Raw genomic sequence first — 26178 nt, forward strand, 5'->3', positions numbered from 1 at the left:
CGCGTAACCCGCCGGACCGCCGCCGCAAGCAGCCAGCCCCGCCAGCCAGCCCCGCCAGCCAGCCGCCGCATGCAGCAGCCCCGCATAGTGTAAACTTAGCCCATGCAGACCTATTTTCTGATCGCAGCCGCGCTGCTGTACATCGTATGTGCCGTCCTGCCCTCGCGCCGGACCGGCTGGATTTCCGGCGCCACGGCGGCAGCCTGGCTGCTGCACGGCGCCAGCCTGTGGCTGGCCGTCTCGGCGCCCGGCTCGCTGCGCGTGGGCTTTGCCGCCATGCTGTCCTCGGCGCTGTGGATCTCGGTGGCCGCCTACTGGCTGGAAAACCGCAACTTCGCGCTGGACGGCCTGCGCCGCATCGTCATGCCCAACGCGGCGCTGGCGGTGCTGTTGCAGGCGGCCTTCCCGGGCGCGCTGGTGGCGCTGGACGGCAACGCCCGCATGCTGGGCTGGCACATCGCCATCGCCACCCTGGCCTACAGCACCCTCACCATTGCCGCCTTCCACGCCGTGCTGATGGCGCTGCAGGAAGCGCGCCTGCACACGCGCGGCGAGCGCGCCGGCTTCCTGTCGGCCGCGCTGGACCAGCTGCCGGCCCTGCTGACCATGGAAAAGCTGCTGTTCCGCCTGATCGCCTTCGGCTTTGCGTTGCTCAGCCTGACCGTACTGTCGGGTATCGTGTTTTCCGAGGAGCTGTTCGGCAAGGCGCTCAAGTGGGACCACAAGTCGGTCTTCACCCTGCTGTCCTGGCTGCTGTTCGCGGCGCTGCTGGCGGGGCGCCACTTCCGCGGCTGGCGCGGCAAGACGGCGCTCAGTTTCACCCTGGCGGGCTTCGCCACCTTGCTGCTGGCCTATGTCGGCAGCCGTTTTGTCCTGGAAGTGGTTTTGCATCGAGGTATGGCATGACACGTATTTTGTTCTGGCTGGCGCTGATTTTCCTGGTGGTGGCGGCCATTCGCAGCAAGCTGCGCGCGGCTGCGCGCGCCCAGCAGATGCAGGCCGATCCGCGCCGCGAGGCCGAGCGCATGGCGGCCGCGCGCGCCGCCGCCGAGGCCGAGGCGCTGGCCGCCGAGCGCGCCCGGCAGGCCTCGCCCCAGGCGCAGGCGCGCGCGCGCGCCGTGGCCGAGGCCGAGACCATGCTCAGCTGCGCCCATTGCGGCGTGTTCTTTCCCGCCTCCGAAGCGGTGCAGCGCGGCGGGCGCGATTTCTGCAGCCAGGCGCACGCCGAGCAGCCGGCGCCCTGAGGTGAGCGGGTGAGCGCGCGCCTGCAAGCGCTGTCGGCCGCGTCGCGCGACACCTTCTGGCGCTCGCTGTACACGCTGAACGGCACGCGCATCGTGATTGCGCTGGTGCTGCTGGCCTACCTGAGCGTGGACACGCGCGGCTGGCGCGGCGCCGGCCTGCCCTATGCGCAGCTATGCGTGCTCTACCTGCTGCTGGCGCTGGGCTTCGCGGCGCTGGCCAGGCTGCGGCGCCGCTTCCTGGCCCAGCTGCTGTTGCAGATCGCCTGCGACCTGGCCCTGATTTCCCTGCTCTACCTGGGCGCCGGCGGGGTGCGCAGCGGCCTGGCCATCCTGTACCTGTTCCCGCTGGCCGGCCTGGCCATCCTGGCGCCGCTGGTGCTGGCGCTGTTCTGCGCCTCGCTGGTGGCGCTGTTCATGCTGGGCACCAGCCTGTGGCAGATCGCGGTGCAGGACGCCGACAGCACCCTGGTGCAGGCCGGCCTGTTCGGCGCGGCCTTCCTGGCCGCCGTGCTGGTGGTCAACCGCATGGCCGCCAAGCTGATCGGCCAGGAAGAGCTGGCCGCGCGCCGCGGCGTGGAAATCGGCGTGCAGCAGGCGGTCAACCGGCTGGTGATGGCGCACATGAGCGACGGCATCGTGGTGTTGGGCACGGACGGCACCGTGTACGCCGGCAACCCGGCCGCGCAGCAGATGCTGGGGCTGGCCGGCGAGCCGCCGTTCAGCCTGGAGGCGGCGCCGGCGCTGGCGCCGCTGGCGCGCGCCTACCGCGACTGGCGCGCCGATCCGGCCCAGGCCACCGCGTTCTTGACCATCAAGCCCTACGCCGACCCGGCCCTGCAGGACACCACGGCAGCCTGGCGCGCGCGGCGCGAGCTGGCCGCGCACCTGAAGGTGCGCTTCGCGGCGGTGGAGACGGCCGGCCTGGAGGTCGAGCGCAGCGTGATCTTCCTGCAGGACGTGACCGCCATCGAAAACCAGGCGCAGGACTTGAAACTCGCTTCCATGGGGCGGCTCACGGCCAGCATCGCGCACGAGGTGCGCAACCCGCTGTCGGCCATCGGCCACGCCACCTCGCTGCTGAGCGAGGACCTGGCCGGGCCGGTGCACACCCGCCTGCTCAAGATCGTGGCCGACAATGTGGCGCGCGTGAACCGCATGGTGGAGGACATCCTGCAGCTGTCGCGCAAGGTGCAGCCGCACTGCGAGCCGCTGGCGCTGGCGCCCTTCCTGGCCGAGCTGGCGGCCGAGTTCCAGGACACGCACGCGCTGGCGCCCGGCATCGTGCAGCTGGACGCGGCTGCGGCGGCCGGCGGCGCCACGGTGCGCTTCGACGGCCTGCACCTGCGCGAAGTGGTGCTCAATCTGCTCAACAACGCGGTGCGCTACGCCAGCGGCGGGCCGGCCAGCATCCGCCTGTTCGTGATGGGCGGGCGCGGCGGCCAGGCGGGGACGGCGCTGGAGCTGCACGTGCAGGACGACGGCCCCGGCATTTCGCCCGAGGTGCGCGCGCACCTGTTCGAGCCCTTCTATACGACCTCCAGCAAGGGAACCGGCCTGGGCCTGTATCTGGCGCGCGAATTGTGTTTGAATAACGAGGCCATGCTGGACTATGAATACCGCTACGACCGCGGCGTGCTGGCCGACGGCAGCCGCCAGTCCAGCGGCCGCTTCGTGATCACGTTTGCCAGGCCGGGCACCTGAACCACCTACTATATATAGAGAAGGACACCCATGAGTGCTCCCCGCAGTTCCCCGCGCGTGCTGGTCGTCGACGATGAAGCCGACCTGCGCGAGCTGCTGGAAATCACCCTGCTCAAGATGGGGCTGGACGTGGACAGCGCTGAAAACCTGGCGCAGGCGCGCGCCTACCTGGCGCAGGCGGCAGCCGGCGAGGCGGCAGGCGCAGGGACCGGGCCCGGGCCGTATGCCCTGGTACTCACCGACATGCGCCTGCCCGACGGGCTGGGCCTGGAGCTGGTGCGCGAGGTGTCGGCGGCCTTCCGCAACACGCCCATCGCGGTGGTGACCGCCTACGGCAGCGCGGACAACGCGGTGGTGGCGCTCAAGGCGGGCGCGTTCGACTACATCAGCAAGCCGGTGGCGCTGGACCAGCTGCGCGTGATGGTGCAGTCGGCGCTGCGCCTGAACGCGCCGGCGCCGGACGCGCCGGACGCGGGGCCGGGCGGGCCCAGCCGGCTGAAGGGCGACTCGGCCGTGATGCAGGCGCTGCGCGCGCAGATCGCGCGCCTGGCGCGCTCGATGGCGCCGATCGCCATCAACGGCGAATCGGGCAGCGGCAAGGAGCTGGCCGCGCGCGAAATCCACGCGCAAAGCTCGCGCGCCGGCAAGCCCTTCATCGCCGTCAACTGCGGCGCCATTCCCGAGGCGCTGATGGAAGCCGAGTTCTTCGGCTACCGCAAGGGCGCCTTCACCGGCGCGGCCGACGAGCGCGACGGCTTCTTCCAGGCCGCCAACGGCGGCACCCTGATGCTCGACGAGGTGGCCGACCTGCCGCTGGCCATGCAGGTCAAGCTGCTGCGCGCCATCCAGGAGCGGCGCGTGCGCAAGATCGGCGCCACGGCCGAGGAGGCGGTGGACGTGCGCATCATCAGCGCCACCCACAAGAACCTGGAGCAGCTGGTGGCGCAGGGCGCCTTCCGCCAGGACTTGTTTTACCGCCTCAATGTGATCGAGCTGAGCCTGCCGCCGCTGCGCGAGCGGGCTGACGACCTGGGCCTGCTGACCGACGCCATCCTGGCGCGGCTGGGCACCTTCGAGCAGAAGGTGGTGCTGGGGCCGGGCGTGCTGGAGGCGCTGCGCGGCTATGCGTTTCCGGGCAATGTGCGCGAGCTGGAGAACATCCTGGAACGCGCGCTGGCGTTTGCCAACGACGGCGTGATCGAAGTGCGCGACCTGGCGCTCAAGGGCAGCCGCGCGGCCGACATGCCGCCAGGCTATGTGCCGCCGCCCGCCGAGCTGGGCGGGGAGGCTGCCGCGCCGCCGGGCCCGGCCTCCGCGTCCACGTCCTCGCCCACGCCCCCGTCCAGCTCCACGTCCAGCTCCATCCTGCGCGGGGCGCCCGCCGTGCCGCAAGGCTTCATGCCGCTGCCGTCCGCGCCGCGCCACCCTGCCGCCGGCGCGTCCGCTACGGTGGCGGCGCCAAGCGCCGCCGCGCCGGCCTTGCCGCCGCTGGACGCGCTGCCGAGCAACCTGCCCGACTACCTGGCCCAGGTGGAGCGCGACATCATCCTGCGCGCGCTGGCGCAGACCCAGTACAACCGCACCCAGGCCGCCAGCCTGCTGGGCATCAGTTTCCGCCAGCTGCGCTACCAGATGCAAAAGCTCAACATCCAGGAGCCCGAGGCGTGAACTACGCAATAGGCGCGGACGGCTGGCTGGCGTCCAGCGACGGGCAGGGCGGGGCGCGCTACGACTCGCCCTACTTCAACGCGCGTCCGGACGGCGCCACGGTCGAGCTGCTGGTGGTGCACAACATCAGCCTGCCGGCCGGGCGGTTCGGCGGGCCGCACGTGTCCGACCTGTTCACCGGCCGGGTAGACTATAATGCTGACCCGTCGTTCGCCGACCTGTGCGGGCTGGCGGTGTCGGCGCACTTTTTCGTGCGCCGCGACGGCCGCCTGGTGCAATATGTTTCTTGCAACGACAGGGCCTGGCACGCGGGCGTGTCGTCCTTCCAGGGCCGGCCCAACTGCAATGATTTTTCAGTGGGCGTAGAATTGGAGGGAAGCGACAATGTTGCTTTTTCGCCAGTGCAATATCTGGTGCTGGCGGCCCTGGCGGCGGCCTTGCAAAAGCGCTACCCTTTACAGTATGTCACCGGGCACGAGCACATCGCTCCCGGCCGCAAGACCGACCCCGGGCCCTGTTTCGACTGGGCCGAGCTGGACCGGCTGCTGAAGGAAAAGGCAGCGCAAAACGGCGGGTTAGTGCTTGCTATCCCGCTACGGCCTGAACGCTAGGGCGTCTCAAAATGTCAATAGAAATTTTGCCCTGAAGAGCCAAATTTCCCCCTTGTCTAGACCCCACAGGCTCACTACAATTAGTGCCACAATTTGACTGGTTCACTAGATGTAGTGCTAAAACTTGGCAAACGTTCAAAGATGCTTTTGGGCAATCGACGAACTTTATTCTCACAAAACACGCGCGCAGCACGCTGCTAACCGGGAGCTTCAATGCAATCTACTCAAGACATCACCAACAATCCGGCACCACAAGTGCCGGCATCGGCGGGCGCAGTCAGCGGCCTGGCCACGGCTGCCAGCGCCCTGGGCGATTACCGCATCATCCGCCGCAACGGCGCGGTGGTGGCGTTCGAACCGTCCAAGATCAATGTCGCCATGACCAAGGCTTTCCTGGCCGTGCACGGCGGCCAGAGCGCCGCGTCCGCCAGTGTGCGTGAGATCGTCGAAGAGTTGACCAACAGCGTGGTGTCGGCACTGGTGCGCCGCCAGCCGTCCGGCGGCACCTTCCATATCGAAGACGTGCAGGACCAGGTGGAACTGGCCCTGATGCGCTCGGGCCAGCACGACGTGGCGCGCGCCTACGTGCTGTACCGCGCCAAGCACATGGAAGAGCGCCGCCTGAAAAAGGCCGCGCAGGGCACCGCCGCCTCGGCCGCCGAGCCTGAGCTGAGCGTAACCGAGAACGGCGTGCGCCGTCCGCTGGTGATGCAGGAAGTGCGCGACCTGATCGGCGCGGCCTGCTCCGGCCTGGAAAAGCACGTGGACGCGGACGCCATCCTGGCTGAAACCGTCAAGAACCTGTACGACGGCGTGCCGGTCGAAGAACTGCACAAGTCCGCCATCCTGGCCGCCCGCGCGCTGATGGAAAAAGACCCGGCCTACTCGCAAGTGACGGCCCGCATCCTGCTGCACACCATCCGCAAGGAAGTGTTCGGCCACGAAGTGCCGCAAGCCAAGGCTGCCGCCGAGTACATCACCTACTTCCCGCAATACATCGCCAAGGGCATCGAGAACGAACTGCTGGACACCGAGCTGGCCAAGTTCGACCTGGCCAAGCTGGCCAAGGCCCTGGTGGCCGACCGCGACCTGCAGTTCGGCTACATCGGCCTGCAAACCCTGTACGACCGCTACTTCCTGCACGTGCGCGAAGTGCGCATCGAGATGCCGCAAGCGTTCTACATGCGCGTGGCCATGGGCCTGGCGCTGCGCGAAGAAAACCGCGAAGCGCGCGCCATCGAGTTCTACAACCTGCTGTCGACCTTCGACTTCATGTCGTCCACCCCGACCCTGTTCAACTCGGGCACCCTGCGCTCGCAGCTGTCCTCGTGCTACCTGACCACCGTGTCGGACGACCTGGAAGGCATCTACGACGCCATCAAGGAAAACGCGCTGCTGGCCAAGTTCGCCGGCGGCCTGGGCAACGACTGGACCCCGGTGCGCGCGCTGGGCGCCCACATCAAGGGCACCAACGGCAAATCGCAAGGCGTGGTGCCGTTCCTGAAAGTGGTCAACGACACCGCCGTGGCGGTCAACCAGGGCGGCAAGCGCAAGGGCGCGGTGTGCGCCTACCTGGAAACCTGGCACATGGACATCGAGGAATTCCTCGACCTGCGCAAGAACACCGGCGACGACCGCCGCCGCACCCACGACATGAACACGGCCAACTGGATTCCCGACCTGTTCATGAAGCGCGTGATGGAAAAGGGCGACTGGACCCTGTTCTCGCCGTCCGAAACCCCGGACCTGCACGACAAAGTGGGCAAAGCCTTCGAGCTGGCCTACACCGGCTACGAAGCCAAGGCCGCCGCCGGCGAGATCCGCGTGTTCAAGAAGATCGCCGCGCTGGACCTGTGGCGCAAGATGCTGTCCATGCTGTTTGAAACCGGCCACCCATGGATCACCTTCAAGGATCCGTGCAACATCCGTTCGCCGCAGTCGCACGTGGGCGTGGTGCACTCGTCCAACCTGTGCACCGAGATCACCCTGAACACCGGTCCGGACGAAATCGCCGTCTGCAACCTGGGTTCGGTGAACCTGCCGGCCCACATGAAAGAGGGCAAGCTGGACCACGTCAAGCTGCAGAAGACCATCCGCACCGCCATGCGCATGCTGGACAACGTGATCGACATCAATTACTACGCCGTGGACAAGGCCCGCAACGCCAATATGCGCCACCGTCCGGTCGGCCTGGGCGTGATGGGCTTCCAGGACTGCCTGCACATGATGCGCGTGCCGTTCTCGTCGGATGCTTGCGTGCAATTCGCCGACACCTCGATGGAAGCGGTGTGCTACTACGCCTACCTGGCCTCGACCGAGCTGGCCGAAGAGCGCGGCCACTACGAGTCGTACAAGGGTTCGCTGTGGGACCGCGGCATCCTGCCGCAGGACTCCATCGCGCTGCTGGCGCAAGAGCGCGGCGAAGGCTACCTGGAGCAGGACCGTTCGGCTGCCATGGACTGGACCCCGGTGCGCGATCGCATCAAGAAGTTCGGCATGCGCAACTCGAACTGCGTGGCGATCGCCCCGACCGCGACCATTTCCAACATCATCGGCGTGTCGGCTTGCATCGAGCCTACGTTCCAGAACCTGTACGTCAAGTCCAACCTGTCGGGCGAGTTCACCGAGATCAACTCCTACCTGGTGCGCGACCTGAAGGCGCGCGACCTGTGGGACGAGGTCATGATTGCCGACCTGAAGTACTTCGACGGTTCGCTGACCAAGATCGACCGCGTGCCGCAAGACCTGCGCGACATCTACGCCACCGCGTTTGAAGTGTCGCCAACCTGGCTGGTGGAAGCGGCTTCCCGCCGCCAGAAGTGGATCGACCAGGCCCAGTCGCTGAACATCTACATGGCCGGCGCCTCGGGCAAGAAGCTGGACGAGACCTACAAGCTGGCCTGGCTGCGCGGCCTGAAGACCACCTACTACCTGCGCACCATCGCCGCCACCCACATGGAGAAATCGACCTCCAAGACCGGCGCGCTGAATGCGGTGGCCGTGGACGGCGGCATGTCGGCCAGCGCCATCGCGGCTGCGGCCCCTGCGGCAGCGGCAGCAGCAGCCTCGGCCGCCGCCGTGGAAGACGGCGCCGCCTGCTACCTGCGTCCCGGTGACGACGGTTTCGAGGAATGCGAAGCCTGCCAGTAATGTGGCGGCGGCGGGTTACGGCGGCTGGCGCCGCCTAACCCGCCCTACGGTCTACAATATATACATCCGCCCGCGCGTAGGGCGGGTTAGCGCAGAGCGCGTAACCCGCCGATCCGCGCCGCAACAATTAACGAAGGAAACATCATGCTGTCCTGGGACGAAGACACTGCGCCTGCCGCGCAACCCCAAGCACCACTCAACGCCGAAGGCACTGCCGAGCAGATCGCCCGCCGCGTGAACGCCGACGACAAGCGCGTCATCAACGGCCAGACCGACGTCAACCAGCTGGTGCCGTTCAAGTACAAATGGGCCTGGGACAAATACCTGGCCGGCTGCGCCAACCACTGGATGCCGCAGGAAGTGAACATGCAGCGCGACATCGAGCTGTGGAAGAACCCGAACGGCCTGTCCGAAGACGAGCGCCGCCTGGTGAAACGTAACCTGGGCTTCTTCGTCACCGCCGACTCGCTGGCCGCTAACAACATCGTGCTGGGCACCTACCGCCACATCACGGCGCCGGAATGCCGCCAGTACCTGCTGCGCCAGGCCTTCGAGGAAGCCATCCACACCCACGCCTATCAGTACATCGTGGAGTCGCTGGGCCTGGACGAGCAGGAAATCTTCAACGCCTATAACGAAGTGAAGTCGATCCGCGACAAGGACGAGTTCCTGATTCCGTTCATCAACACGTTGACCGACCCGGCCTTCACCACCGGCACCGTGGAAAACGACCAGAAGCTGCTGAAATCGCTGATCGTGTTCGCCTGCCTGATGGAAGGCCTGTTCTTCTACGTCGGCTTCACCCAGATCCTGGCGCTGGGCCGCCAGAACAAGATGATGGGCGCTGCCGAGCAGTACCAGTACATCCTGCGCGACGAGTCCATGCATTGCAATTTCGGCATCGACCTGATCAACACCATCAAGATGGAAAATCCGCTGCTGTGGACGCCTGCCTTCAAGGAAGAGATCAAGGGCCTGTTCCTGAAGGCCGTGGACCTGGAATACGCCTACGCGGAAGACACCATGCCGCGCGGCGTGCTGGGCCTGAACGCAGCCATGTTCAAGGGCTACCTGCGCTTCATCGCCAACCGCCGCGCCACCCAGATCGGCCTGGAAACGCTGTTCGACCAGCCTGAGAATCCATTCCCATGGATGAGCGAGATGATCGACCTGAAGAAGGAACGCAACTTCTTCGAGACCCGCGTGACCGAATACCAGACCGGCGGCGCCCTGAACTGGGACTGATCCGTTTCAGCCTCATCCGCATCTCCAAAACCCGGCCACGCGCCGGGTTTTTTCATGGGCGGCCGGCGTGCCGCTGCCGCCTCCTCTGCCTAACGTGTCGATTCCGTGTGCCTAATTTTGCGCACGTCCGGCAGTACGCTGAGCATCTCGGAGGCGCTCAGGCTGGCCATCAAGCACTGGATTGACGCCCAGCGCGCCGGCGCAGAACCGGTGGGCGGCTGGCAATGGAAGCGGCTGTTCCTGCCATTCGGCAGCTTGATCCGGATGCGCCATGAGGAGCGTGAGCACGTCGCCGAGGTGGTGTGCGACGAACTGCGCTACCGCGGCGTGCCGGTCTCGCCGCGGCAGTTCGCGCTCATGGTGGCCGGCCACGGCCGCAATGCCTGGCGCGACGTCTGGATGCGGCTCAACGGTGAGCGCCACTGGACCCAGGCTAGCCGCCTGAAGCGCGCGCTGGAGCAGCAACCGGTGGCGTTATCCCCGGTCGAGGCCATGGCGGCCGCCGCCCGCGCCATGAGCGACGCGCTGCAGACCACCCTGGCCCTGGTCGAGCACGCGCACCACAAAGCCGCGCTGCGCCCCGAGCAGCGCATCCCCAAGCGCCGCCGCCAGGAGGACTTGCTCCCGGATGAGTGATGCAAGAAACGCCCGTGGCGAATTGGGGGCAGCGGAGCGCCGGATGGGCAGGGTTGCATTTCGCCGCCGCTGAACTAGCCGGCGGCAGCGATCGCCTCGATCTCTATCATCGCCTCCGGCGCGTACAGCGCCGCCACCTCGACGATGGTGTCGGCCGGGTAGGGCGGCGCGAACCACTGCCGGCGCAGTTCGACGATCTTGCCGAAGTGCGCCATCGACGTCAGGTAGATGGTCACCTTGATGACGCGCTGCAAGCTCGACCCGCCGGCCAGCAGCACCCGCTCCAGGTTGCGGAAGGCCTGCGCCGCCTGCGCGTCGAAATCGTCCGCGCCGACGATGGCGCCGTCGTCGCCCACGCCGGCCTGGCCGGATATATAGAGCAGCCCGCCGGCGCGGATCGCCTGCGACAGCAGGTAGGGCGCGTACGGGTCGGGCATGGTGTGGATTTGTTCGAGCTGCATGGCGACTCCCTCAAGGTAAGCTGATGACTGAGTTAAAATGAACCGAAGTCCATTATGCGAACGCCGCTCCATGGCGGCAAACGATCATTCCTCATCTGACAGGTGAGCAAAACTAATCCATAGCCACGATGAGAAAACTGCCCGCCATCGGCGCGCTGCGCGTGTTCGAAGCGGCCGCGCGCCGCCTCAGCTTCAAGGACGCGGCTGAAGAGCTGAACGTCACGCCCACCGCCGTCAGCCACCAGATCAAGCACCTTGAGCAGGCCATCGGCGTCGCGTTGTTCGAGCGCGGCCCGCGCCGCGTCACCCTCACCGCCGCCGGCCGCCAGCTCTTCCCCACCTTGCGCGACGGCTTCGACAGCATCGAGCGCGCCATCGAGCAGCTGGTGCGCTCGCAGGGCGCGCAGGTGGCGCGGCTGTCGTCGACGGTGGCCTTCATGGCCCGCCGCCTGGCCACCCGCGCCGGCGCCTTCCGCGACGCCTATCCCGACTGGACCCTGCGCCTGGACGCCTCCAACGAACTGGTCGACCTCGACGCCGACGCCGACGCCGCCATCCGCTACGGCACCGGCCTGTATCCCGGCCTGCTGGTCGAGCATCTGTTCGAAGACCGCTTCGCACCGGTCTGCAGTCCGCTGCTCAACATCCGCAGCATGCGCGAGCTGCGCCGCGCCACCCTGATTCACTTCGAGTGGGGCGACGCGGTGCGCGGCGACGAGCGCGCCGTCGAGTGGCGCCAGTGGCTGGCCGCCGCCGGCGCCGCCGGCATCGACGCCGACACCGGCGTGTCCTTCAGCGAAGAGCTGCACGCAGTGCAGGCCACCATCGCCGGCCAGGGCATCGGCTTGCTGAGTCTCACGCTGGTGGAGGAGGAGCTGGCCGCCGGCGTGCTGGTGCAGCCGTTCGAGCTGGCGCTGGAGAGCTTCCGCTACGACCTCGTGTACAGCGCGCGCGCCGCTGCGCGGCCGGCGACGACGGTGCTGCGCAACTGGGTGCGCGAGCACTTCGGCGTGCACTGACCCTGTGCATGCATCGGCGCGCGAACTGCTCCGCGATTCGCGTGCGAACCGCCCGGCAATCGGCGCGCGAAAGTGCGCCTGTGCGCGCAAGGCTTCCTTGCCCGCGCACCGAAAAAACGCGCGCGCATTTTTTGAATTCGCGCGCGTGCACCAACGCGATCGCGCGTGCCTAACGCGCGCGAAAAACGCCGCGCGGCGTCTTCAATTGGCGAACTAATGTGCGATAGCGCGCCTAACGTGCAAAAAAGAGTGCGAAAGTGAGTTGTGCCGGTTGCGCACCGACAAGGTTTTCGTGTACTTTACGAGATTGAATTTGCGTGATTTTTTTTGTGCGGTTTTTTCGGCCGCGCGCACCCGCAAAACGATCAACAAAATGGGATACGAACACGCACAAGTATGCACAAGACCACACCGATTTTTCGCTGACCGCCTCGCCTGAGAACGACTCAGGCCGGGCGGTTTTTTCTTCGAAAAACAAAACGTGATGTGGCTGCGATGGGGGACGACTGGAGCTGAACGCACGCCCGCGGACCGCGACCATCGCAACAAGATTTAGTGCGCCGGCCGTTCATAGCGAACGCCGGTGCCGGGGCTGAAGCGCTGCAAACGTGAGGAGTTGCAGCAGTTCAGCTGGTGCCGAATTCATTAGCGCAAACCGTCGTTTGCGCCGATGAATAATTCGCCTGGCCAGGGGGCCGGACGGGTTTAAATCTTGTGCGTAATTCTCATCTCTAGATGAAGGAGAGACCAAAATGGCTACAGCAAAAGCAAAGAAAGAAGTAAAGAAACCAGCGGCTAAACCAGCCGCTGCCGCCAAACCAGCCGCTAAGAAAGCCGCTGCCAAACCGGCAGCCAAGCCAGCGGTGAAAGCTGCTGCGAAACCAGCAGCCAAGCCAGCTGCTAAGAAAGCCGCCGCCAAACCGGCAGCCAAGCCAGCCGCGAAAAAAGCCGCCGCCAAGCCAGCCGCCAAGCCGGCAGCAAAAGCAGCAGCCAAGCCGGTAGCGAAAAAAGCAGCAGCGAAGCCAGTGGCGAAGAAAGCCGCCGCCAAGCCAGCCGCCAAACCGGCCGCCAAGAAAGCAGCAGCTAAGCCGGCAGCGAAGCCAGCCGCCAAGAAAGCCGCCGCTAAACCGGCAGCGAAAAAAGCCGCTGCCAAACCAGCAGCTAAACCGGCAGCGAAGAAAGCCGCCGCTAAACCAGCAGCCAAGCCGGCAGCCAAAAAAGCCGCCGCTAAACCAGCTGCCAAGCCAACAGCCAAGAAAGCTGCAGCTAAACCAGCAGCCAAGCCGGCAGCGAAGAAAGCTGCCGCTAAGCCAGCAGCCAAAGCCGCCGCCAAACCGGCAGCGAAGAAAGCCGCCGCTAAACCAGCAGCCAAGCCTGCAGCGAAAAGCGCTGCCAAGCCGGCCGCTAAACCAGCCGCCAAAGCTGCTGCTAAACCAGCTGCCAAGCCAGCCGCTAAAGCTGCTGCCAAGCCTGCCGCCAAGCCTGCGGCCAAAGCAGCAGCCAAGCCTGCGGCGAAAGGCGTCGCCAAGCCAGCAGCAAAAAAGGCCGTTAAGGCAGTTGCCAAGCCGGCAGCTGCCAAGCCAGTAGCCGCCCCTGCTGCGCCAGCAGCAGCTGCGCCGGCCGCTGCAGCCGCGCCAGCGCCAGTCGCCGCCAAACCGGCAGTGAAAAAACCGGCTGCGCCGAAAAAGCCTGCTGCTCCCAAGAAGGAAGCCGCCAAGCCAGCCGCGCCTGCCGCCACCGCCGCTGCCGCTCCTGCTGCCGCGCCAGCTGCCAAGACCGTGCCAACCCCGGCTGCCGCATGGCCGTTCCCGACCAGCACCCGTCCATCCTGAGCTGAGTCGTCGCTAGCCTTATGAGGCGAGGCCGCTGTGTGAGACAATCACACAGCGGTTTTTTTATGGAGGGAGCCTGTGTTTAGTATCGTCATGCTGATCGTGGACACCATCGCCGGTTTGCTCGGCGCTGTCCTGTTGTTGCGCTTCTGGATGCAAGCCATCCGCGTGCGTCCGCCCTCGTCGGTGGCGCAATTCACCTTCCAATTGTCCGACTGGCTGGTGCGCCCGTTGCGCCGCGTGGTGCCGGGCGTGGGCGGCTTCGACTGGGCCAGCCTGATCGGCGCTTTCCTGATCGTGTTCCTGGCCACCTCGGTGCTGTTCTTCGTCGGCCAGCCCTGGCAGGTGGTGCTGCTGGCGGCGCTGCACCGCTTCCTGCAGTGGATACTGTACGGCTTCATGGCCATGCTGGTGATCGAAGCGATCTTCAGCTGGGTCAACCCGCACGCCCCGCTGGCGCCCTTCATCCGCGCCCTCAACGAGCCGCTGCTGCGCCCCCTGCGCAAGGTGGTGCCGCTGGTTGGCAACCTGGACCTGTCGCTGCTGGTAGCCCTGATCCTGCTGCAGATCGCGCAGCTGGTCTTGGGCATGCTGTTCGGCCGGTAAAAAAAAGGCGGGTTACGCGCTTTGCGCTAACCCGCCCTACGCGGCCAGCGCCGCATGTACACATTTACCGTAGGGCGGGTTAGGCGTCAGCCGTAACCCGCCATTTTTTTACTCGTAACGGTAACCGAAAGCCGCCTCGAAGCGGTCGCCGATCTGCGCCGTCGTCAGCACATGGTTCTGCGCGCCCTTGTGCGCGATCTTGATGGCGCCCAGCAGGCTGGCCAGGCGGCCCGTGGTCTCCCAGTTCAAATCGTGCGTGATACCGTACAGCAGGCCGGCGCGGTAAGCGTCGCCGCAGCCGGTCGGGTCCAGCACCGCCTCGGCCGTCACGGCCGGGATGTCGATGCGCTGGCCGCCCGTATAGATCTCCGAACCCTGCTCGCCGCGCGTGACGATCAGCGCTTCCAGGCGCGAAGCGATGTCCTGCAAGGTCAGGCCGGTCTTCGACATCAGCAGCTCGATCTCGTAGTCGTTGCAGGTGACGTAGGTGGCCTTGTCGATGAAGGCGATCAGCTGTTCGCCGCTAAACATCGGCATCTGCTGGCCCGGATCGAACATGAAGGGGATGTTCAGCGCAGCCAGGTCGTCGGCGTGCTTGAGCATGCCCAGGTGGCCGTCCGGCGAAATGATGGCCACCCGCGCCGGGCCGGCGTTGGCCACCGGGTTCTCGTGCGCGAACGACATCGCGCCCGGGTGGAAGGCGTTGATCTGGTTGTTCTCGCTGTCGGCGGTCACGAAGCACTGCGCCGTGTAGGCATCGCCCTTGATCAGGATGTTGGCCGTGGAGATGCCCAGCTTCTGCAGGCGCGCCAGGTAAGGGCCGCTGTCCTGGCCCATCACGCCGACGATGCGGCCTTCGCCGCCCAGCAGTTTCAGGTTGTAGGCGATGTTGCCCGAGCAGCCGCCGAATTCGGTACGCATGGTCGGCACCAGGAAGGACACGTTCACTTTGTGCAGCTGGTCGGCCAGCAGGCTGTCGGCGAAACGGCCTTCATGCTGCATGATGAAGTCGATGGCGAGCGATCCGCAGATCAGGGAAGTCTGGTTCATGATAGTGTCTTATGGGTAGAAAACTGCGATGTGATAGCCCGATGCCTTGATTTGGGCCAGTTCGAAATACAGCTTAACCGATTGCTCGGAGCGCGGCGCAAAACCCTGCGCCATGGCGGCCGGGCTGACGGCGCCGGCCAGGTACTCGCGCGGCGCGAACACGCGCCGCAGCACCGGCTTGCCGGCGTCGTCGTTCAAAATCAGTTCGATGTGCGGCCAGGCCTGCGCGCTGCGCGCGCCGTTGCGCAGGGTGGTGGAGAAGCTGAAGACATTGTCGGCCAGGGTCTGCAGCTCGCCCTGTTCGATGCTCAGCGCGTCGATCTGGGCCGGCAGCTCCACCGTGCAGCCGGCCAGGGCGCAGGCCGACACCAGCGCCGGCTTGAGCGCCGGCACGGCGGCCGCCAGCGGGTTGCGGAAGGTGCCCAGCACCTGCGCCGCCAGCGCGGCCAGCAGCAGCGGAATGCCCAGCGCCATGGCGACACGGGCGGCCTTGCCGACTTGCTGGCGGCGGCGATCGCGCTTGACGAAGCCCGGCTCGTCGTCGTCCGCGAGGTCCGCGCCCAGGCCAGCCGAGAGCGGCGTGGCAGGGACGCTGCCGGCGGCGCTGGACTCGGCGGCAGGTTCGGGTTCATGCTCGGCATCGGCATCGGCATCGGCATCGGCATCGGCATCGGCATCGCCATCTGCATCGGCTCCGGCTCCGGCGTCCGCACCGGCGTCGGCATCTGTATCCGCCAGGGCGTCGACGCTGGCCTCGGCATCGGCACCAACGCGGCTGGCGGCGGACAGTGTCACCACGTCGTCATCCAGGTCATCCGCCGGGGGCGTGCCCTCGTCGCGGTCGTCGCTGCGGGCCGGGTAGGCGTCCAGTTCAAAGCTGTCGTGCAGCGCGACGGCGGTCAGGTGCTCGTCGACCTCTTCCAGCGGCGGGCTGTCTTCGCCTTGCTGCCGGCTGCTTTGTTCTTCCTCCTCGCCGATCACCAGCGCATCCTCCAGCTCCTCGTCCTCGTCGGGCAGCTCGCCAGCCGGGGCAGGGGCAGTGGCAGGGGCGGGGCCCGGCGCGGATTCGTCATCGATGTCGACGTCGAGGTCCAGGTCGAACGCCTCGCCATCCCCGGCCTCCGCGGCGCGCGCGTCCAGCGTGGTGATCAGGGCTTCCAGTTCAGGGGAGGAGGTGGGCGCCGGAGTCGGCGCCGAGGGCAGGTCGATGATGACGGGCTGCTTCAGCGCCGGTTCCACCAGCGCCGCATTCCCGTCGAATACTTCATTGCAGGCGCCGCAGCGCACTATGCCCCCACGTAATTTCAGCTGGTCGTGGGCGACCCGAAATATCGTGTTGCAGTGGGGGCATTTGGTGGCGAGCGCCATCGTGCTAGCGTGAGCTTAGCGGGCTTGCGGTGCAGTATCGCTGCCAAGTACGCCGTGCAGCGCAACCCAGCCGTCCAGTTCCGCCCACACGCCCAGCTTGATGAAGGGCGCATATGCGGCCGCCACTTCCTCCGCCTGGCGCGCCAGCACGCCCGACAGGATCAGCGCGCCGCCCTCGGCCACCCGGCCTGACAGCATCGGCGCCATCAGCTTCAATGGGCTCGACAGGATGTTGGCCACCACGATGTCGAAGCGCGCATGCGCGTGCGCCGACTGGGCGAAGGTATCGGGCAGGAAGTATTCAATCTCGCCCACCTGGTTGCGCGCCGCATTGTCGCGCGCCGACTCGATCGCCTGCGGATCGATGTCCACGCCCGCCACCGCGCCGGCGCCCAGCTTGCGCGCCACCATGGCCAGGATGCCCGAGCCGCAACCGTAGTCCAGCACCGTCTTGCCCGGCGCAGGGTGCGCCTCCAGCCACTCCATGCACAAGCGCGTGGTCGGATGCGAACCGGTGCCGAAGGCCAGGCCCGGGTCCAGCTCCAGGATCAGCGCGTCCGGGTCCGGCGCCTCGTGCCAGCTCGGCACCACCCAGATGTTTTTGCCGATATGGATGGGATCGAACTGCGACTGCGTCAGGCGCACCCAGTCCTGCTCCTCCACGCCGCGCAGGGTGTACTTGGGCACCTCGGCCAGGCTGATGGCGGCGGCCGCCTCGGCCACGATGGCCGCCTGGTCGGCGTCCTCGCCGGTCAGGGCCACCACGCGGGAGTGATCCCACGCGGCTTCTTCCGGCTCCATGCCCGGCTCGCCGAACAGCGGCTTCTCGGCGTCGGTGCCCTCATCGGCATCTTCCACCGAGACCGACAGCGCGCCCGCTTCCATCAACGCGTCCGACAGCGCCTCGGCGTGGTCGCGCGCGACCTCGATGACGATTTCTACGTAATTCATTTGTCCGCCTTGGGCATCGCTGCCAGTTTCTGTTCCAGGTAATGGATGTTGGTGCCGCCCTCGATGAAGCGCGCGTCCACCATCAGCTCGCGGTGCAGCGGGATGTTGGTCAGGATGCCCTCGACCACCATTTCCGACAGCGCGATCTGCATGCGGCGGATGGCCTGCTCGCGGGTGGCGCCGTAGGTGATGACCTTGCCGATCATCGAATCGTAGTGCGGCGGCACGTAGTAGCCGGCGTAAGAGTGCGAGTCGACGCGCACGCCAGGACCGCCCGGCGCGTGCCAGGAGGTGATGCGGCCCGGCGACGGCGTGAACTTGAACGGGTCTTCGGCATTGATGCGGCACTCGATGGCGTGGCCGGCCAGCATCACGTCGCGCTGGCGGAAGCGCAGCTTCTCGCCGGCGGCGATGCGGATCTGCTCCTGCACGATGTCGATGCCGGTGATCATTTCGGTCACCGGATGCTCCACCTGCACGCGGGTGTTCATCTCGATGAAATAGAACTCGCCGTTCTCGTACAGGAACTCGAAGGTGCCCGCGCCGCGGTAGCCGATCTTGCGGCACGCTTCGGCGCAGCGGTCGCCGATTTTTTCAATCAGCTTGCGCGGGATGCCAGGCGCCGGCGCCTCTTCAATCACTTTCTGGTGGCGGCGCTGCATCGAGCAGTCGCGCTCGCCCAGCCACACGGCGTTCTTGTGCTCGTCGGCCAGGATCTGGATTTCCACGTGGCGCGGATTTTCCAGGTACTTCTCCATATACACTTCCGGATTGCCGAACGCGGCGCCGGCTTCCGCCTTGGTCATGGCCACCGCGTTGATCAGGGCCGCCTCGGTGTGCACCACGCGCATGCCGCGCCCGCCGCCGCCGCCGGCCGCCTTGATGATGACCGGGTAGCCCACCTTGCGCGCGATCTGCACGATGGCTTTCGGGTCTTCCGGCAGCGCGCCTTCGGAACCGGGCACGCACGGCACGCCAGCCTTGATCATGGCCTGCTTGGCCGACACCTTGTCGCCCATCATGCGGATCGATTCGGCGCGCGGGCCGATGAACACGAAGCCGGATTTCTCCACGCGCTCGGCGAAGTTGGCGTTCTCCGACAGGAAGCCGTAGCCCGGGTGGATGGCTTCGGCGTCGGTCACTTCGGCCGCGCTGATGATGGCCGGCATGTTCAGATAGCTCAGGGTGGAAGCGGCCGGGCCGATGCAGACCGACTCGTCGGCCAGCTTCACGTACTTGGCGTCCTTGTCGGCTTCGGAGTGGACCACCACCGTCTTGATGCCCATTTCTCGGCAGGCGCGCTGGATGCGCAGCGCGATTTCGCCGCGGTTGGCAATGAGGATTTTTTCAAACATGGCAGGTTCTGTGTTTGTGGGGAGCGGCTGCTCCAGGGTGTAGAGAGAGTGCGGAACCAGATCGGGGCGGCCGGCGGAAGCGTCCACAGGCCGCGCGCCCGATTTAGCCGATCACAAACAGGGGTTGGCCGAACTCGACCGGCTGGCCGTTTTCCACCAGGATCTGGGTCACAACGCCGGACACGTCCGCGTCGATTTCATTGAGCAGCTTCATCGCTTCGATGATGCACAGGGTGTCGCCTTCCTTGATGGACTGGCCCACTTCGACGAAGGCGGCAGCGCCCGGCGCGGAGGAGCGGTAGAAGGTGCCCACCATGGGCGACTTGACCACGTGGCCGGTCGGCTCAGCGGGGGCAGCCGGAACGCTGGCGACTGGCGCGGCCACCGGAGCGGCGGCGTGCTGCTGGTACTGCGGCTGCATGCCTTGCGGTTGCATCATCACAACCTGGTTTTGCGGCATGGCGGACGACTTGACGATGCGTACTTTGCTCTCGCCTTCCGTCACTTCGAGCTCGGCAATATCCGATTCAGCGACCAAGTCAATCAACGTCTTGAGCTTGCGTAGATCCATCTGAGACTCCCTGTGTATCTTTGTTATGTGATTGGGGCAGCAAGCCTTTGTGGGGCGTCGCCGCGATAAATGCGCGCAGATCGCGTAGATTAACGGTTTTTAAGGGCAAAGTCGATGGCTAAGCGATACCCGTCCGTGCCCAGGCCGCAGATCGTTCCTTGCGCGACCGCGCTGAGAAAAGAATGGTGGCGGAATTCCTCGCGCCGGTAAATGTTCGAAATATGGACTTCCACAAACGGGATCGCCACCCCGGCCAGCGCATCGCGCAGGGCCACGCTGGTGTGCGTCAGGCCGCCCGGATTGATGACGATCATGTCCACCCCTTCGCCGCGCGCGGCGTGGATGCGGTCGATCAGCGCGCCCTCATGGTTGCTCTGGAAACAAGCCAGCTGCGCGCCTGCTGCCTGCGCCTGCGCTTGCGCGGCCCGTTCCACATCGGCCAGCGTGTCGCTGCCATACACCTCAGGCTCGCGCGTCCCCAGCAAATTCAGGTTGGGGCCATTCAGTAGCAGGAGGTTTTTTGCCATGGGTTCAGACCGTTTTCCGCGAAAGTTTCGCATTTTGCCGCCAACAGCGACCCTTGGCAAGTGAAAATATATTGCCGAAATTATTACATGCTTGCAAGATCCGCACGCAGCTGATCGAACTTCAGGCGGCCCAGATAGGTCTTTTTCACCTGGCCGTCGGCGCCGATCAGCACGGTGAACGGCAGGCCGCCATGGGCGTTGCCCAGCTGGCGCGACAAGTCGGTGCCACTCATGCCGCCCACGTACACAGGATAGGCGATTTTGTGTTTTTCGGCGAATTCGGCGATGTTGGCGGGGCTATCGATGCCGATGCCGATGATTTGCCAAGCCTTGCCGGCCTGTTCGCCCTGCAGGGCCGACAATTCCGGCATTTCCTCCACGCAGGGCGCGCACCAGGTGGCCCAGAAGTTTACCAGCAGCGGCTTGCCCTGCCACTGCGCCAGCGCCTGCTCCACGCCCTTGCCGTCCTTGAGTTTCTGCTGGTACAGCGCCGCTACCGGGCCGGCAGCGGCCGCACCTTGTGTTGCCGCGCCCGCAGCCGCCGGGGCCGCCGGCCTGGCGGTCTTCAGGCTGGCCCACACGCCGGCCGCGCCGCAGGCGATAGCGATCGCTGCGTATATTAGATAGTTCTTTTTAAACATTATATTTCTTCATGAGTACTTGCTATTAATAGAGCCCGCACGCCGGCCAGGTCCGCGCGCAACGGTTTGCCGTCGCTGCGCGCCTTCAGCGCCCCGCGCATATCGTCCAGTTCATACAGCGCCGCGTGCACGCCTTCCTTCTGCCACAGGAAGCTCACCGTCTCCACCGGCGCGTAGCGCGGCCCTTTGAAGTGCGGCGTCTCCGAAATGTCGATATTGACGTTCTTATTCAGCAGGAAGATCTCCACTTCCTTGGCGCTGTCGGCAAACAGCTGCAGGTGGATATCGTCGTGCGGCCCGGCCGTGCCGTTCAGCACGGCGCCGGTCAGGAAGGGATTGTACTGCTCCAGGTGTTCCATCACCTGCAAGGCAATGGTGCGCAGGCGGAACAGGCGCGCCGGCTGCGTGTCCGCATTGAACAGCGCGTGGTACAGGCGCACCTCGTCCTCGATCTGCTGGTTGTCCGGCAACACGGCTGCGCCCGCGCTGGCGCTCTGCTCGCCCAGGATCTGGCGCGCCGCCTTGCGCTTGGCCGTGCCGTAGTCGGCGCCGTCGGCTGCAATCAGGCGCGCCGCCGCTGCCGCCACCTGCGCGCGCAGCAATTGAATCTCATCGTTTGGGGGTAGCGTCATGTCCGAGATCATACTCTGAACCGGAAGAGGGCACGCGTCGGGTAAAATCACCGTCCTGACAGTTTGTTCGACCTTTGTTTCTACGCACCCCAACATGCATATTCATATACTCGGTATTTGCGGCACCTTCATGGGCGGCCTGGCCGTGCTGGCCAAGGAGGCGGGCCACCGCGTCACCGGCTGCGACGCCAACGTCTACCCGCCGATGAGCACCCAGCTCGAAGCCCAGGGCATCGAACTGATACAGGGCTTCGGTCCGGAACAGGTGGCGCTCAATCCCGACCTGTATGTCATCGGCAATGTTGTCTCGCGCGGCAACCCGCTGGTCGAAGAGATCCTCAACCGCAGCCTGCCCTACGTGTCGGGCCCGCAGTGGATGGGGGAGCACATCCTGCGCAACCGTTGGGTGCTGGCCGTGGCCGGCACGCACGGCAAGACCACGACCTCGGCCATGCTGGCCTGGATCCTGGAGGACGCCGGCTACGCGCCCGGCTTCCTGATCGGCGGCGTGCCGATGAACTTCGGCATCTCGGCCCGCCTCAGCGGCACGGTGGACGGCAAACCGGCCGACTCCGCCTTCTTCGTCATCGAAGCGGACGAATACGACACCGCCTTCTTCGACAAGCGCAGCAAGTTCGTGCACTACCACGCCAAGACTGCCGTGCTCAACAACCTGGAATACGATCACGCCGACATCTTCCCCGATCTGGGCGCCATCGAGACCCAATTCCACCATCTGGTGCGCACCGTGCCCGGCATTGGCCGCGTCATCGCCAACGCCGACGAAGCGTCGCTGGGCCGCGTGCTCAAGCGCGGCTGCTGGAGCGGGCAGGAACGCTTCGGCGGCGTGCCGGGCGCCGACTGGACGCTGAAGGAACACGAAGACGGCAGTTTCGACGTGCTGTTCCAGGGCGCTGTGGCAGGCAAGGTGCAGTGGGAACTGACAGGCAAGCACAACCGTTCCAACGCGCTGGCCGCGATTGCCGCCGCGCGCCACGTCGGCGTGCCGGTCGCGCAGGCGGCCGAGTCGCTGGCGCGCTTCGTCAGCGTCAAGCGCCGCATGGAAGTGCGCGGCGTGGTCAACGGCGTCACCGTGTACGACGATTTCGCCCACCATCCCACCGCCATCGCCACCACGGTCGGCGGCCTGCGCCAGAAGCTGGGCCGCGCCGCCGCAGCCGGTTCCGCAGCCGGGCGCATCCTGGCGGTGCTGGAACCGCGCTCCAACACCATGAAGCTGGGCGCCATGAAGGACGCCTTGCCGGGCAGCCTGGCCGAAGCCGACCTGGTGTTCGGCTACGGCAGCGAGCAGGCGCTGGGCTGGAGCCTGGGCACGGCGCTGGCCCCCATGGGCGATATCGCCAGCGCCTACGAAGACATCGGCGTCATGGTGCAAGCCATCAAGGCGCAGGCCCGGCCGGGCGACCACATCGTCGTCATGAGCAACGGCGGCTTCGGCGGCGTGCACCAGCAACTGCTGGAGGCCCTGGCCTCATGATTTTGTACCTGCACGGATTCCGCTCCTCGCCGCACTCGATGAAGGCGCGGCTGATGGGCGAACGCATGGCAGCGCTGGGCCTGGGCGCGCAATACGCCTGCCCGCAGCTGCCGGCTTCGCCCCGGCAGGCGATGGAACTGGCGCTGTCGCTGGTGGAGGGCGTGCCGGCCGGCGAGCTGGCCATTGTCGGCTCCTCGCTGGGCGGCTACTACGCCACCTGGCTGGCCGAGCGCCTGGGCTGCCGCGCGGTGCTGCTCAATCCCGCCATCGTGCCGCGCCAGGACCTGCAGAAGCACGTCGGCGTCACCACCCAGTACCATTCCGATGAACCGTTCGAGTTCAAGCCTGAATATATAGACGAACTGCGCGCGCTGGACGTGGCGCAGATCAGCCGCCCCGAGCGCTATTTCCTGATTGCCGCCACCGGCGACGAAGTGCTGGACTACCGCGACATGGTGGCGCACTATCGGGGAGCGCGCCAGCTGGTGATCGAGGGCAGCGACCACGGCATCAGCGAATTCGCCGACTATATGAATGAGGTGCTGGCGTTCTGCCGTGTGGACCTGGCAAGCGCCGCCGGCGGTCCGCAGTGAAGGGCCGCTCGCTGCGTCTTGCGAACTGGCACCGCCACGTCATCGCCGTCAATCCGCCGGAAGCCCTGCGCCACTGGCTGGCCGGCGGCGGCTCGCTGACCAACAAACTGAAAGCGCACAGCCGCGCCTTCCGCGTGCAGAAGCTGCACCAGAGCCCGGCGCTGTGCCTGGCCGACGAGGCGGCCGCCATCGGCCTGCACCGCCCCAGCCGCGTGATTGAACGCGAGGTGCTGCTGCGGTGTGATAATACGCCCGTGGTGTTCGGTCACACCGTGGTGCCGACCTCGGCCGACGCCGGCGACTGGCCGCTGTTCAGCGCGCTGGGCGAGCGCTCGCTCGGCTCCACGCTGTTCGGCGACCCGCAAGTGCGGCGCGGCGAACTGGAATTTGCGCGCCTGCGTCCCAGCCACCCGCTGGCACGGCGCGCCCGGGCCGCTGCGGGATTGCAGGACGAACAACTGCAGGGCGAACAACTGCAGGGCGAACAACTATTGTATGCACGGCGCTGCCTGTACCAGCGCCACCATGGCTTGCTGCTGGTGACCGAGGTCTTCCTGCCTGGCGTGCTGGACCTGGTGCCCGCCGTGGCGAATTCGGCCGCGGCACATTCGACTTTTGAGAACATAAAATAATGAACGTATTTTTCGAAGAATCCGGCGACTTCAAGGTCGGCTCCATCATGTCCCACGCGGGCGAGGCTTATCAGGTGGAAATGGCCAGCGGCAAGCGCAACAAGGTCAAGGCCAAGGACGTGCTGCTGCAGTACGAAAAGCCGGCCCCGGCCGAACTGCTGGAGCAGGCCAAGGCGGTTGCCGCCGACATCGACCTGGAATTCCTGTGGGAAGTGGCGGGCGAGGAAGAATTCGGCTTTGCCGAACTGGGCGCCGAGTACTTCGGCCACGCCCCGCTGCCGCACGAAGCGGCCGGCCTGATCCTGGGCCTGCACAACGCGCCCATCTATTTCTACAAGAAGGGCCGCGGCCGCTACAAGAAGGCGCCCGAGCAGTCGCTGCGCGCCGCGCTGGCCGGCATTGAAAAGAAAAAGCAGCAGGCCGTGATCCAGGCCCAGTACGTGGAAGAGCTCAAGGCCAACAAACTGCCCGACAGCATGAAGGCCATCGTCCAGCAGCTGCTGTTCAAGCCGGACAAGAACACCATCGAATACAAGGCGCTGGAAGCGGCCTGCAATGAAACGCACCAGAGCCCGCAGCGCCTGATGCTGGCCGCCGGCGGCATCGCGTCGCCCAAGGACTTGCACATGTCCAAGTTCCTGTTCGAGAACTTCCCGAAAGGCGCCGGCTTCCCTGACGTGGCCGTGCCGAGCGCACCGGCCAACCTGCCGCTGGCGGCCGTGGAAGCGTTCTCCATCGACGACGTCACCACCACCGAGATCGACGACGCCTTCTCCGTCACGCACCTGGCGGACGGCAAGGTCAAGGTCGGCATCCACATTGCCGCGCCCGGCCTTGGCATCCGTCCGGACGACGCGGTCGACAAGATGGCGCGCGCGCGCATGTCCACCGTCTACATGCCCGGCGACAAAATCACCATGCTGCCGGACGCCATCGTCGAAGCGTTCACCCTGGCCGAAGGCAAGACCTGCCCGGCGCTGTCGCTGTACGCCACGCTGGACCCGGCCGACTGGAGCGTCATCAGCACCGAGACGCGTGCCGAGCTGGTGCCGATCGCCAACAACCTGCGCCACAACACGCTGGACGACCTGGTCAACGAGGAGACCCTGGCCAGCGGCGCAGGCGAGTATCCGCGCAAGGCCGAGCTGGGCCTGCTGTGGAAATGGGCGCTGCAGCTGGAAGCGGGCCGCATGGTCAAGCGCGAAGGCTTCGGCCTCAAGCCCGAGCAGAACAACCGCGTCGACTACAACTTCTACGTGGAAGACGACGTGGTGACCGTCGCCCGCCGCAAGCGCGGCGCACCGCTGGACAAGATCGTCGCCGAGCTGATGATCTTCGCCAACAGCACCTGGGGCAAGCTGATGCACGACCACGGCGTGCCCGGCATCTACCGCAGCCAGGGCCAGGGCGTGGGCGGCTGGGCCGCCAAGATGCAGGTGCGCATGCTCACGCACGCCGCGCCGCACCAGGGCCTGGGCGTGGACCAGTACGCGTGGAGCACCTCGCCGCTGCGCCGCTACACCGACCTGGTGAACCAGTGGCAGATCCTGGCGGTGGCGGAGAAGGGCGTGGCCGCCCCGTTCGTGGCCCCGTTCAAGCACAAGGACGCCAACCTGTTCGCCATCGTGTCCGCCTTCGACGCCGCCTATTCCGCCTACAACGACCACCAGAGCAATATGGAACGCTACTGGTGCCTGCGCTGGCTGGGCCAGCAGGAGCAGCGCCAGGTGGAAGCGGTGGTGCTCAAGGATGAAGTGTTGCGCCTGTCCGACATCCCGCTCATTATCCGCTTGGCCGGTATGCCGCCTGCTGCGCGCGGCGCCCAGGTCAAGCTGGACATCCTGCGCTGGGACGAGGTGGACCTGAGCATCGAGGCGCGCCTGCTGGAAATCGTCACCGCCCCGGCGGCGGCCGATGCCGAGCTGGACTACGAAGAGGAAGAAGAGACCCCGGCCGAGCACGAGCAAGCGCTGGCCGAGGCGGCCGCACCGGCCGATGAGCAAGCGGAAGTGGCCGAGCTCGCGAGTGAGACGGCCGTGACCGAACCCGCCCCTGAGCAGGGCGCATAAGGCGCCGGTCCGCATGCATGGCGGGTTACGCGCTGCGCGCTAACCCGCCCTACGTGCTGCCGGCAATCGTAGGGCGGGTTAGGCGCATGCGCCGTAACCCGCCAATGCCCCGCCGCAT

The 26178-nt window shown here is 66.2% G+C and carries 25 protein-coding genes; 15 read left to right on the plus strand and 10 right to left on the minus strand.

The window, feature by feature from the left end:
- Positions 1-102: 102 nt before the first annotated feature.
- The 8 genes from ASC94_RS07670 to ASC94_RS07705 all read left to right on the plus strand — a co-directional run bounded on the left by ASC94_RS07670 (position 103) and on the right by ASC94_RS07705 (position 10255).
- The gene (locus ASC94_RS07670) at positions 103-906 is read left to right on the plus strand and encodes an inner membrane protein YpjD (RefSeq protein ID WP_056392948.1); all 804 of its coding nucleotides are present in this window, start codon (positions 103-105) and stop codon (positions 904-906) included.
- The gene (locus tag ASC94_RS31630) at positions 903-1244 is read left to right on the plus strand and encodes a PP0621 family protein (protein WP_082616345.1); all 342 of its coding nucleotides are present in this window, start codon (positions 903-905) and stop codon (positions 1242-1244) included. The genes ASC94_RS07670 and ASC94_RS31630 overlap by 4 nt, the downstream gene beginning before the upstream one ends.
- A 9-nt stretch (positions 1245-1253) precedes the next feature.
- Positions 1254-2945 (plus strand): PAS domain-containing sensor histidine kinase, encoded by a 1692-nt coding sequence (locus tag ASC94_RS07680; RefSeq protein ID WP_056392950.1) that lies wholly within the window; start codon positions 1254-1256, stop codon positions 2943-2945.
- Between the two features lie 30 nt (positions 2946-2975).
- Positions 2976-4613, plus strand: coding sequence for a sigma-54 dependent transcriptional regulator (locus tag ASC94_RS07685; RefSeq protein WP_056392952.1), 1638 nt, complete (start codon positions 2976-2978; stop codon positions 4611-4613).
- Complete coding sequence (gene ampD / locus ASC94_RS07690; protein ID WP_056392954.1) at positions 4610-5224, plus strand: 1,6-anhydro-N-acetylmuramyl-L-alanine amidase AmpD; 615 nt, start codon at positions 4610-4612, stop codon at positions 5222-5224. The genes ASC94_RS07685 and ampD overlap by 4 nt, the downstream gene beginning before the upstream one ends.
- A 213-nt stretch (positions 5225-5437) precedes the next feature.
- Entirely contained in the window at positions 5438-8374 is a 2937-nt protein-coding gene (locus ASC94_RS07695) for a ribonucleoside-diphosphate reductase subunit alpha (RefSeq protein ID WP_056392956.1), read from the plus strand.
- 144 nt (positions 8375-8518) lie between these two features.
- On the plus strand, positions 8519-9619 hold the full coding sequence (locus tag ASC94_RS07700; RefSeq protein WP_373888103.1) for a ribonucleotide-diphosphate reductase subunit beta: 1101 nt from the start codon (positions 8519-8521) through the stop codon (positions 9617-9619).
- 105 nt (positions 9620-9724) lie between these two features.
- Entirely contained in the window at positions 9725-10255 is a 531-nt protein-coding gene (locus ASC94_RS07705) for a hypothetical protein (RefSeq protein WP_056392960.1), read from the plus strand.
- A gap of 74 nt (positions 10256-10329) precedes the next feature.
- Here ASC94_RS07705 and ASC94_RS07710 read toward each other — a convergent pair whose 3' ends face one another.
- Positions 10330-10716, minus strand: coding sequence for a RidA family protein (locus ASC94_RS07710; protein ID WP_056392962.1), 387 nt, complete (start codon positions 10714-10716; stop codon positions 10330-10332).
- A 128-nt stretch (positions 10717-10844) separates the two neighbouring features.
- Between ASC94_RS07710 and ASC94_RS07715 the strand changes: the two genes are divergently transcribed.
- Positions 10845-11735 (plus strand): LysR substrate-binding domain-containing protein, encoded by an 891-nt coding sequence (locus ASC94_RS07715; RefSeq protein WP_056392964.1) that lies wholly within the window; start codon positions 10845-10847, stop codon positions 11733-11735.
- A gap of 568 nt (positions 11736-12303) precedes the next feature.
- Here the strand turns inward: ASC94_RS07715 and ASC94_RS33115 are convergent.
- The gene (locus ASC94_RS33115; protein ID WP_200955607.1) at positions 12304-13314 is read right to left on the minus strand and encodes a hypothetical protein; all 1011 of its coding nucleotides are present in this window, start codon (positions 13312-13314) and stop codon (positions 12304-12306) included.
- Positions 13315-13396: 82 nt separating this feature from the next.
- Between ASC94_RS33115 and ASC94_RS33120 the strand changes: the two genes are divergently transcribed.
- Together ASC94_RS33120 and ASC94_RS07725 are read left to right on the plus strand one after the other, a co-directional pair.
- The gene (locus ASC94_RS33120) at positions 13397-13567 is read left to right on the plus strand and encodes a hypothetical protein (RefSeq protein WP_200955609.1); all 171 of its coding nucleotides are present in this window, start codon (positions 13397-13399) and stop codon (positions 13565-13567) included.
- Between the two features lie 93 nt (positions 13568-13660).
- Positions 13661-14173: a YggT family protein gene (locus tag ASC94_RS07725; protein ID WP_056392968.1), complete on the plus strand. Its 513-nt coding sequence runs from the start codon at positions 13661-13663 to the stop codon at positions 14171-14173.
- A 108-nt stretch (positions 14174-14281) separates the two neighbouring features.
- Here the strand turns inward: ASC94_RS07725 and ASC94_RS07730 are convergent, their stop codons facing one another.
- The 8 genes from ASC94_RS07730 to ASC94_RS07765 all read right to left on the minus strand — a co-directional run bounded on the left by ASC94_RS07730 (position 14282) and on the right by ASC94_RS07765 (position 21268).
- The gene (locus tag ASC94_RS07730; RefSeq protein ID WP_056392970.1) at positions 14282-15223 is read right to left on the minus strand and encodes a carbohydrate kinase family protein; all 942 of its coding nucleotides are present in this window, start codon (positions 15221-15223) and stop codon (positions 14282-14284) included.
- A 9-nt stretch (positions 15224-15232) separates the two neighbouring features.
- Complete coding sequence (locus ASC94_RS07735; RefSeq protein ID WP_082616347.1) at positions 15233-16591, minus strand: DUF3426 domain-containing protein; 1359 nt, start codon at positions 16589-16591, stop codon at positions 15233-15235.
- Between the two features lie 15 nt (positions 16592-16606).
- Positions 16607-17542 (minus strand): 50S ribosomal protein L11 methyltransferase, encoded by a 936-nt coding sequence (prmA, locus tag ASC94_RS07740; RefSeq protein WP_056392976.1) that lies wholly within the window; start codon positions 17540-17542, stop codon positions 16607-16609.
- Positions 17539-18897: an acetyl-CoA carboxylase biotin carboxylase subunit gene (gene accC, locus ASC94_RS07745; RefSeq protein ID WP_056392977.1), complete on the minus strand. Its 1359-nt coding sequence runs from the start codon at positions 18895-18897 to the stop codon at positions 17539-17541. Before accC ends, prmA begins: the two co-directional genes overlap by 4 nt.
- Before the next feature lie 103 nt (positions 18898-19000).
- The gene (gene accB, locus ASC94_RS07750) at positions 19001-19468 is read right to left on the minus strand and encodes an acetyl-CoA carboxylase biotin carboxyl carrier protein (protein ID WP_056392980.1); all 468 of its coding nucleotides are present in this window, start codon (positions 19466-19468) and stop codon (positions 19001-19003) included.
- Between the two features lie 89 nt (positions 19469-19557).
- Positions 19558-19995, minus strand: coding sequence for a type II 3-dehydroquinate dehydratase (gene aroQ / locus ASC94_RS07755; RefSeq protein ID WP_056392982.1), 438 nt, complete (start codon positions 19993-19995; stop codon positions 19558-19560).
- A gap of 83 nt (positions 19996-20078) precedes the next feature.
- On the minus strand, positions 20079-20636 hold the full coding sequence (locus tag ASC94_RS07760; protein WP_056392983.1) for a TlpA disulfide reductase family protein: 558 nt from the start codon (positions 20634-20636) through the stop codon (positions 20079-20081).
- Complete coding sequence (locus tag ASC94_RS07765) at positions 20636-21268, minus strand: hypothetical protein (protein ID WP_056394920.1); 633 nt, start codon at positions 21266-21268, stop codon at positions 20636-20638. Before ASC94_RS07765 ends, ASC94_RS07760 begins: the two co-directional genes overlap by 1 nt.
- A 94-nt stretch (positions 21269-21362) precedes the next feature.
- Between ASC94_RS07765 and mpl the strand changes: the two genes are divergently transcribed.
- The 4 genes from mpl to ASC94_RS07785 are packed head-to-tail and all read left to right on the plus strand — an operon-like array spanning position 21363 to position 26060.
- Positions 21363-22766, plus strand: a complete 1404-nt coding sequence (gene mpl / locus ASC94_RS07770) for a UDP-N-acetylmuramate:L-alanyl-gamma-D-glutamyl-meso-diaminopimelate ligase (protein ID WP_082616348.1) — start codon at positions 21363-21365, stop codon at positions 22764-22766.
- Positions 22763-23359 (plus strand): YqiA/YcfP family alpha/beta fold hydrolase, encoded by a 597-nt coding sequence (locus ASC94_RS07775; protein ID WP_056392986.1) that lies wholly within the window; start codon positions 22763-22765, stop codon positions 23357-23359. Before mpl ends, ASC94_RS07775 begins: the two co-directional genes overlap by 4 nt.
- Positions 23356-23991, plus strand: coding sequence for a chorismate lyase (locus tag ASC94_RS07780; RefSeq protein ID WP_056392988.1), 636 nt, complete (start codon positions 23356-23358; stop codon positions 23989-23991). Before ASC94_RS07775 ends, ASC94_RS07780 begins: the two co-directional genes overlap by 4 nt.
- On the plus strand, positions 23991-26060 hold the full coding sequence (locus ASC94_RS07785; RefSeq protein WP_056392991.1) for a ribonuclease catalytic domain-containing protein: 2070 nt from the start codon (positions 23991-23993) through the stop codon (positions 26058-26060). The genes ASC94_RS07780 and ASC94_RS07785 overlap by 1 nt, the downstream gene beginning before the upstream one ends.
- Positions 26061-26178: the final 118 nt, after the last annotated feature.

This window comes from Massilia sp. Root418, from assembly GCF_001425265.1.
GTDB lineage: Bacteria > Pseudomonadota > Gammaproteobacteria > Burkholderiales > Burkholderiaceae_D > Rugamonas.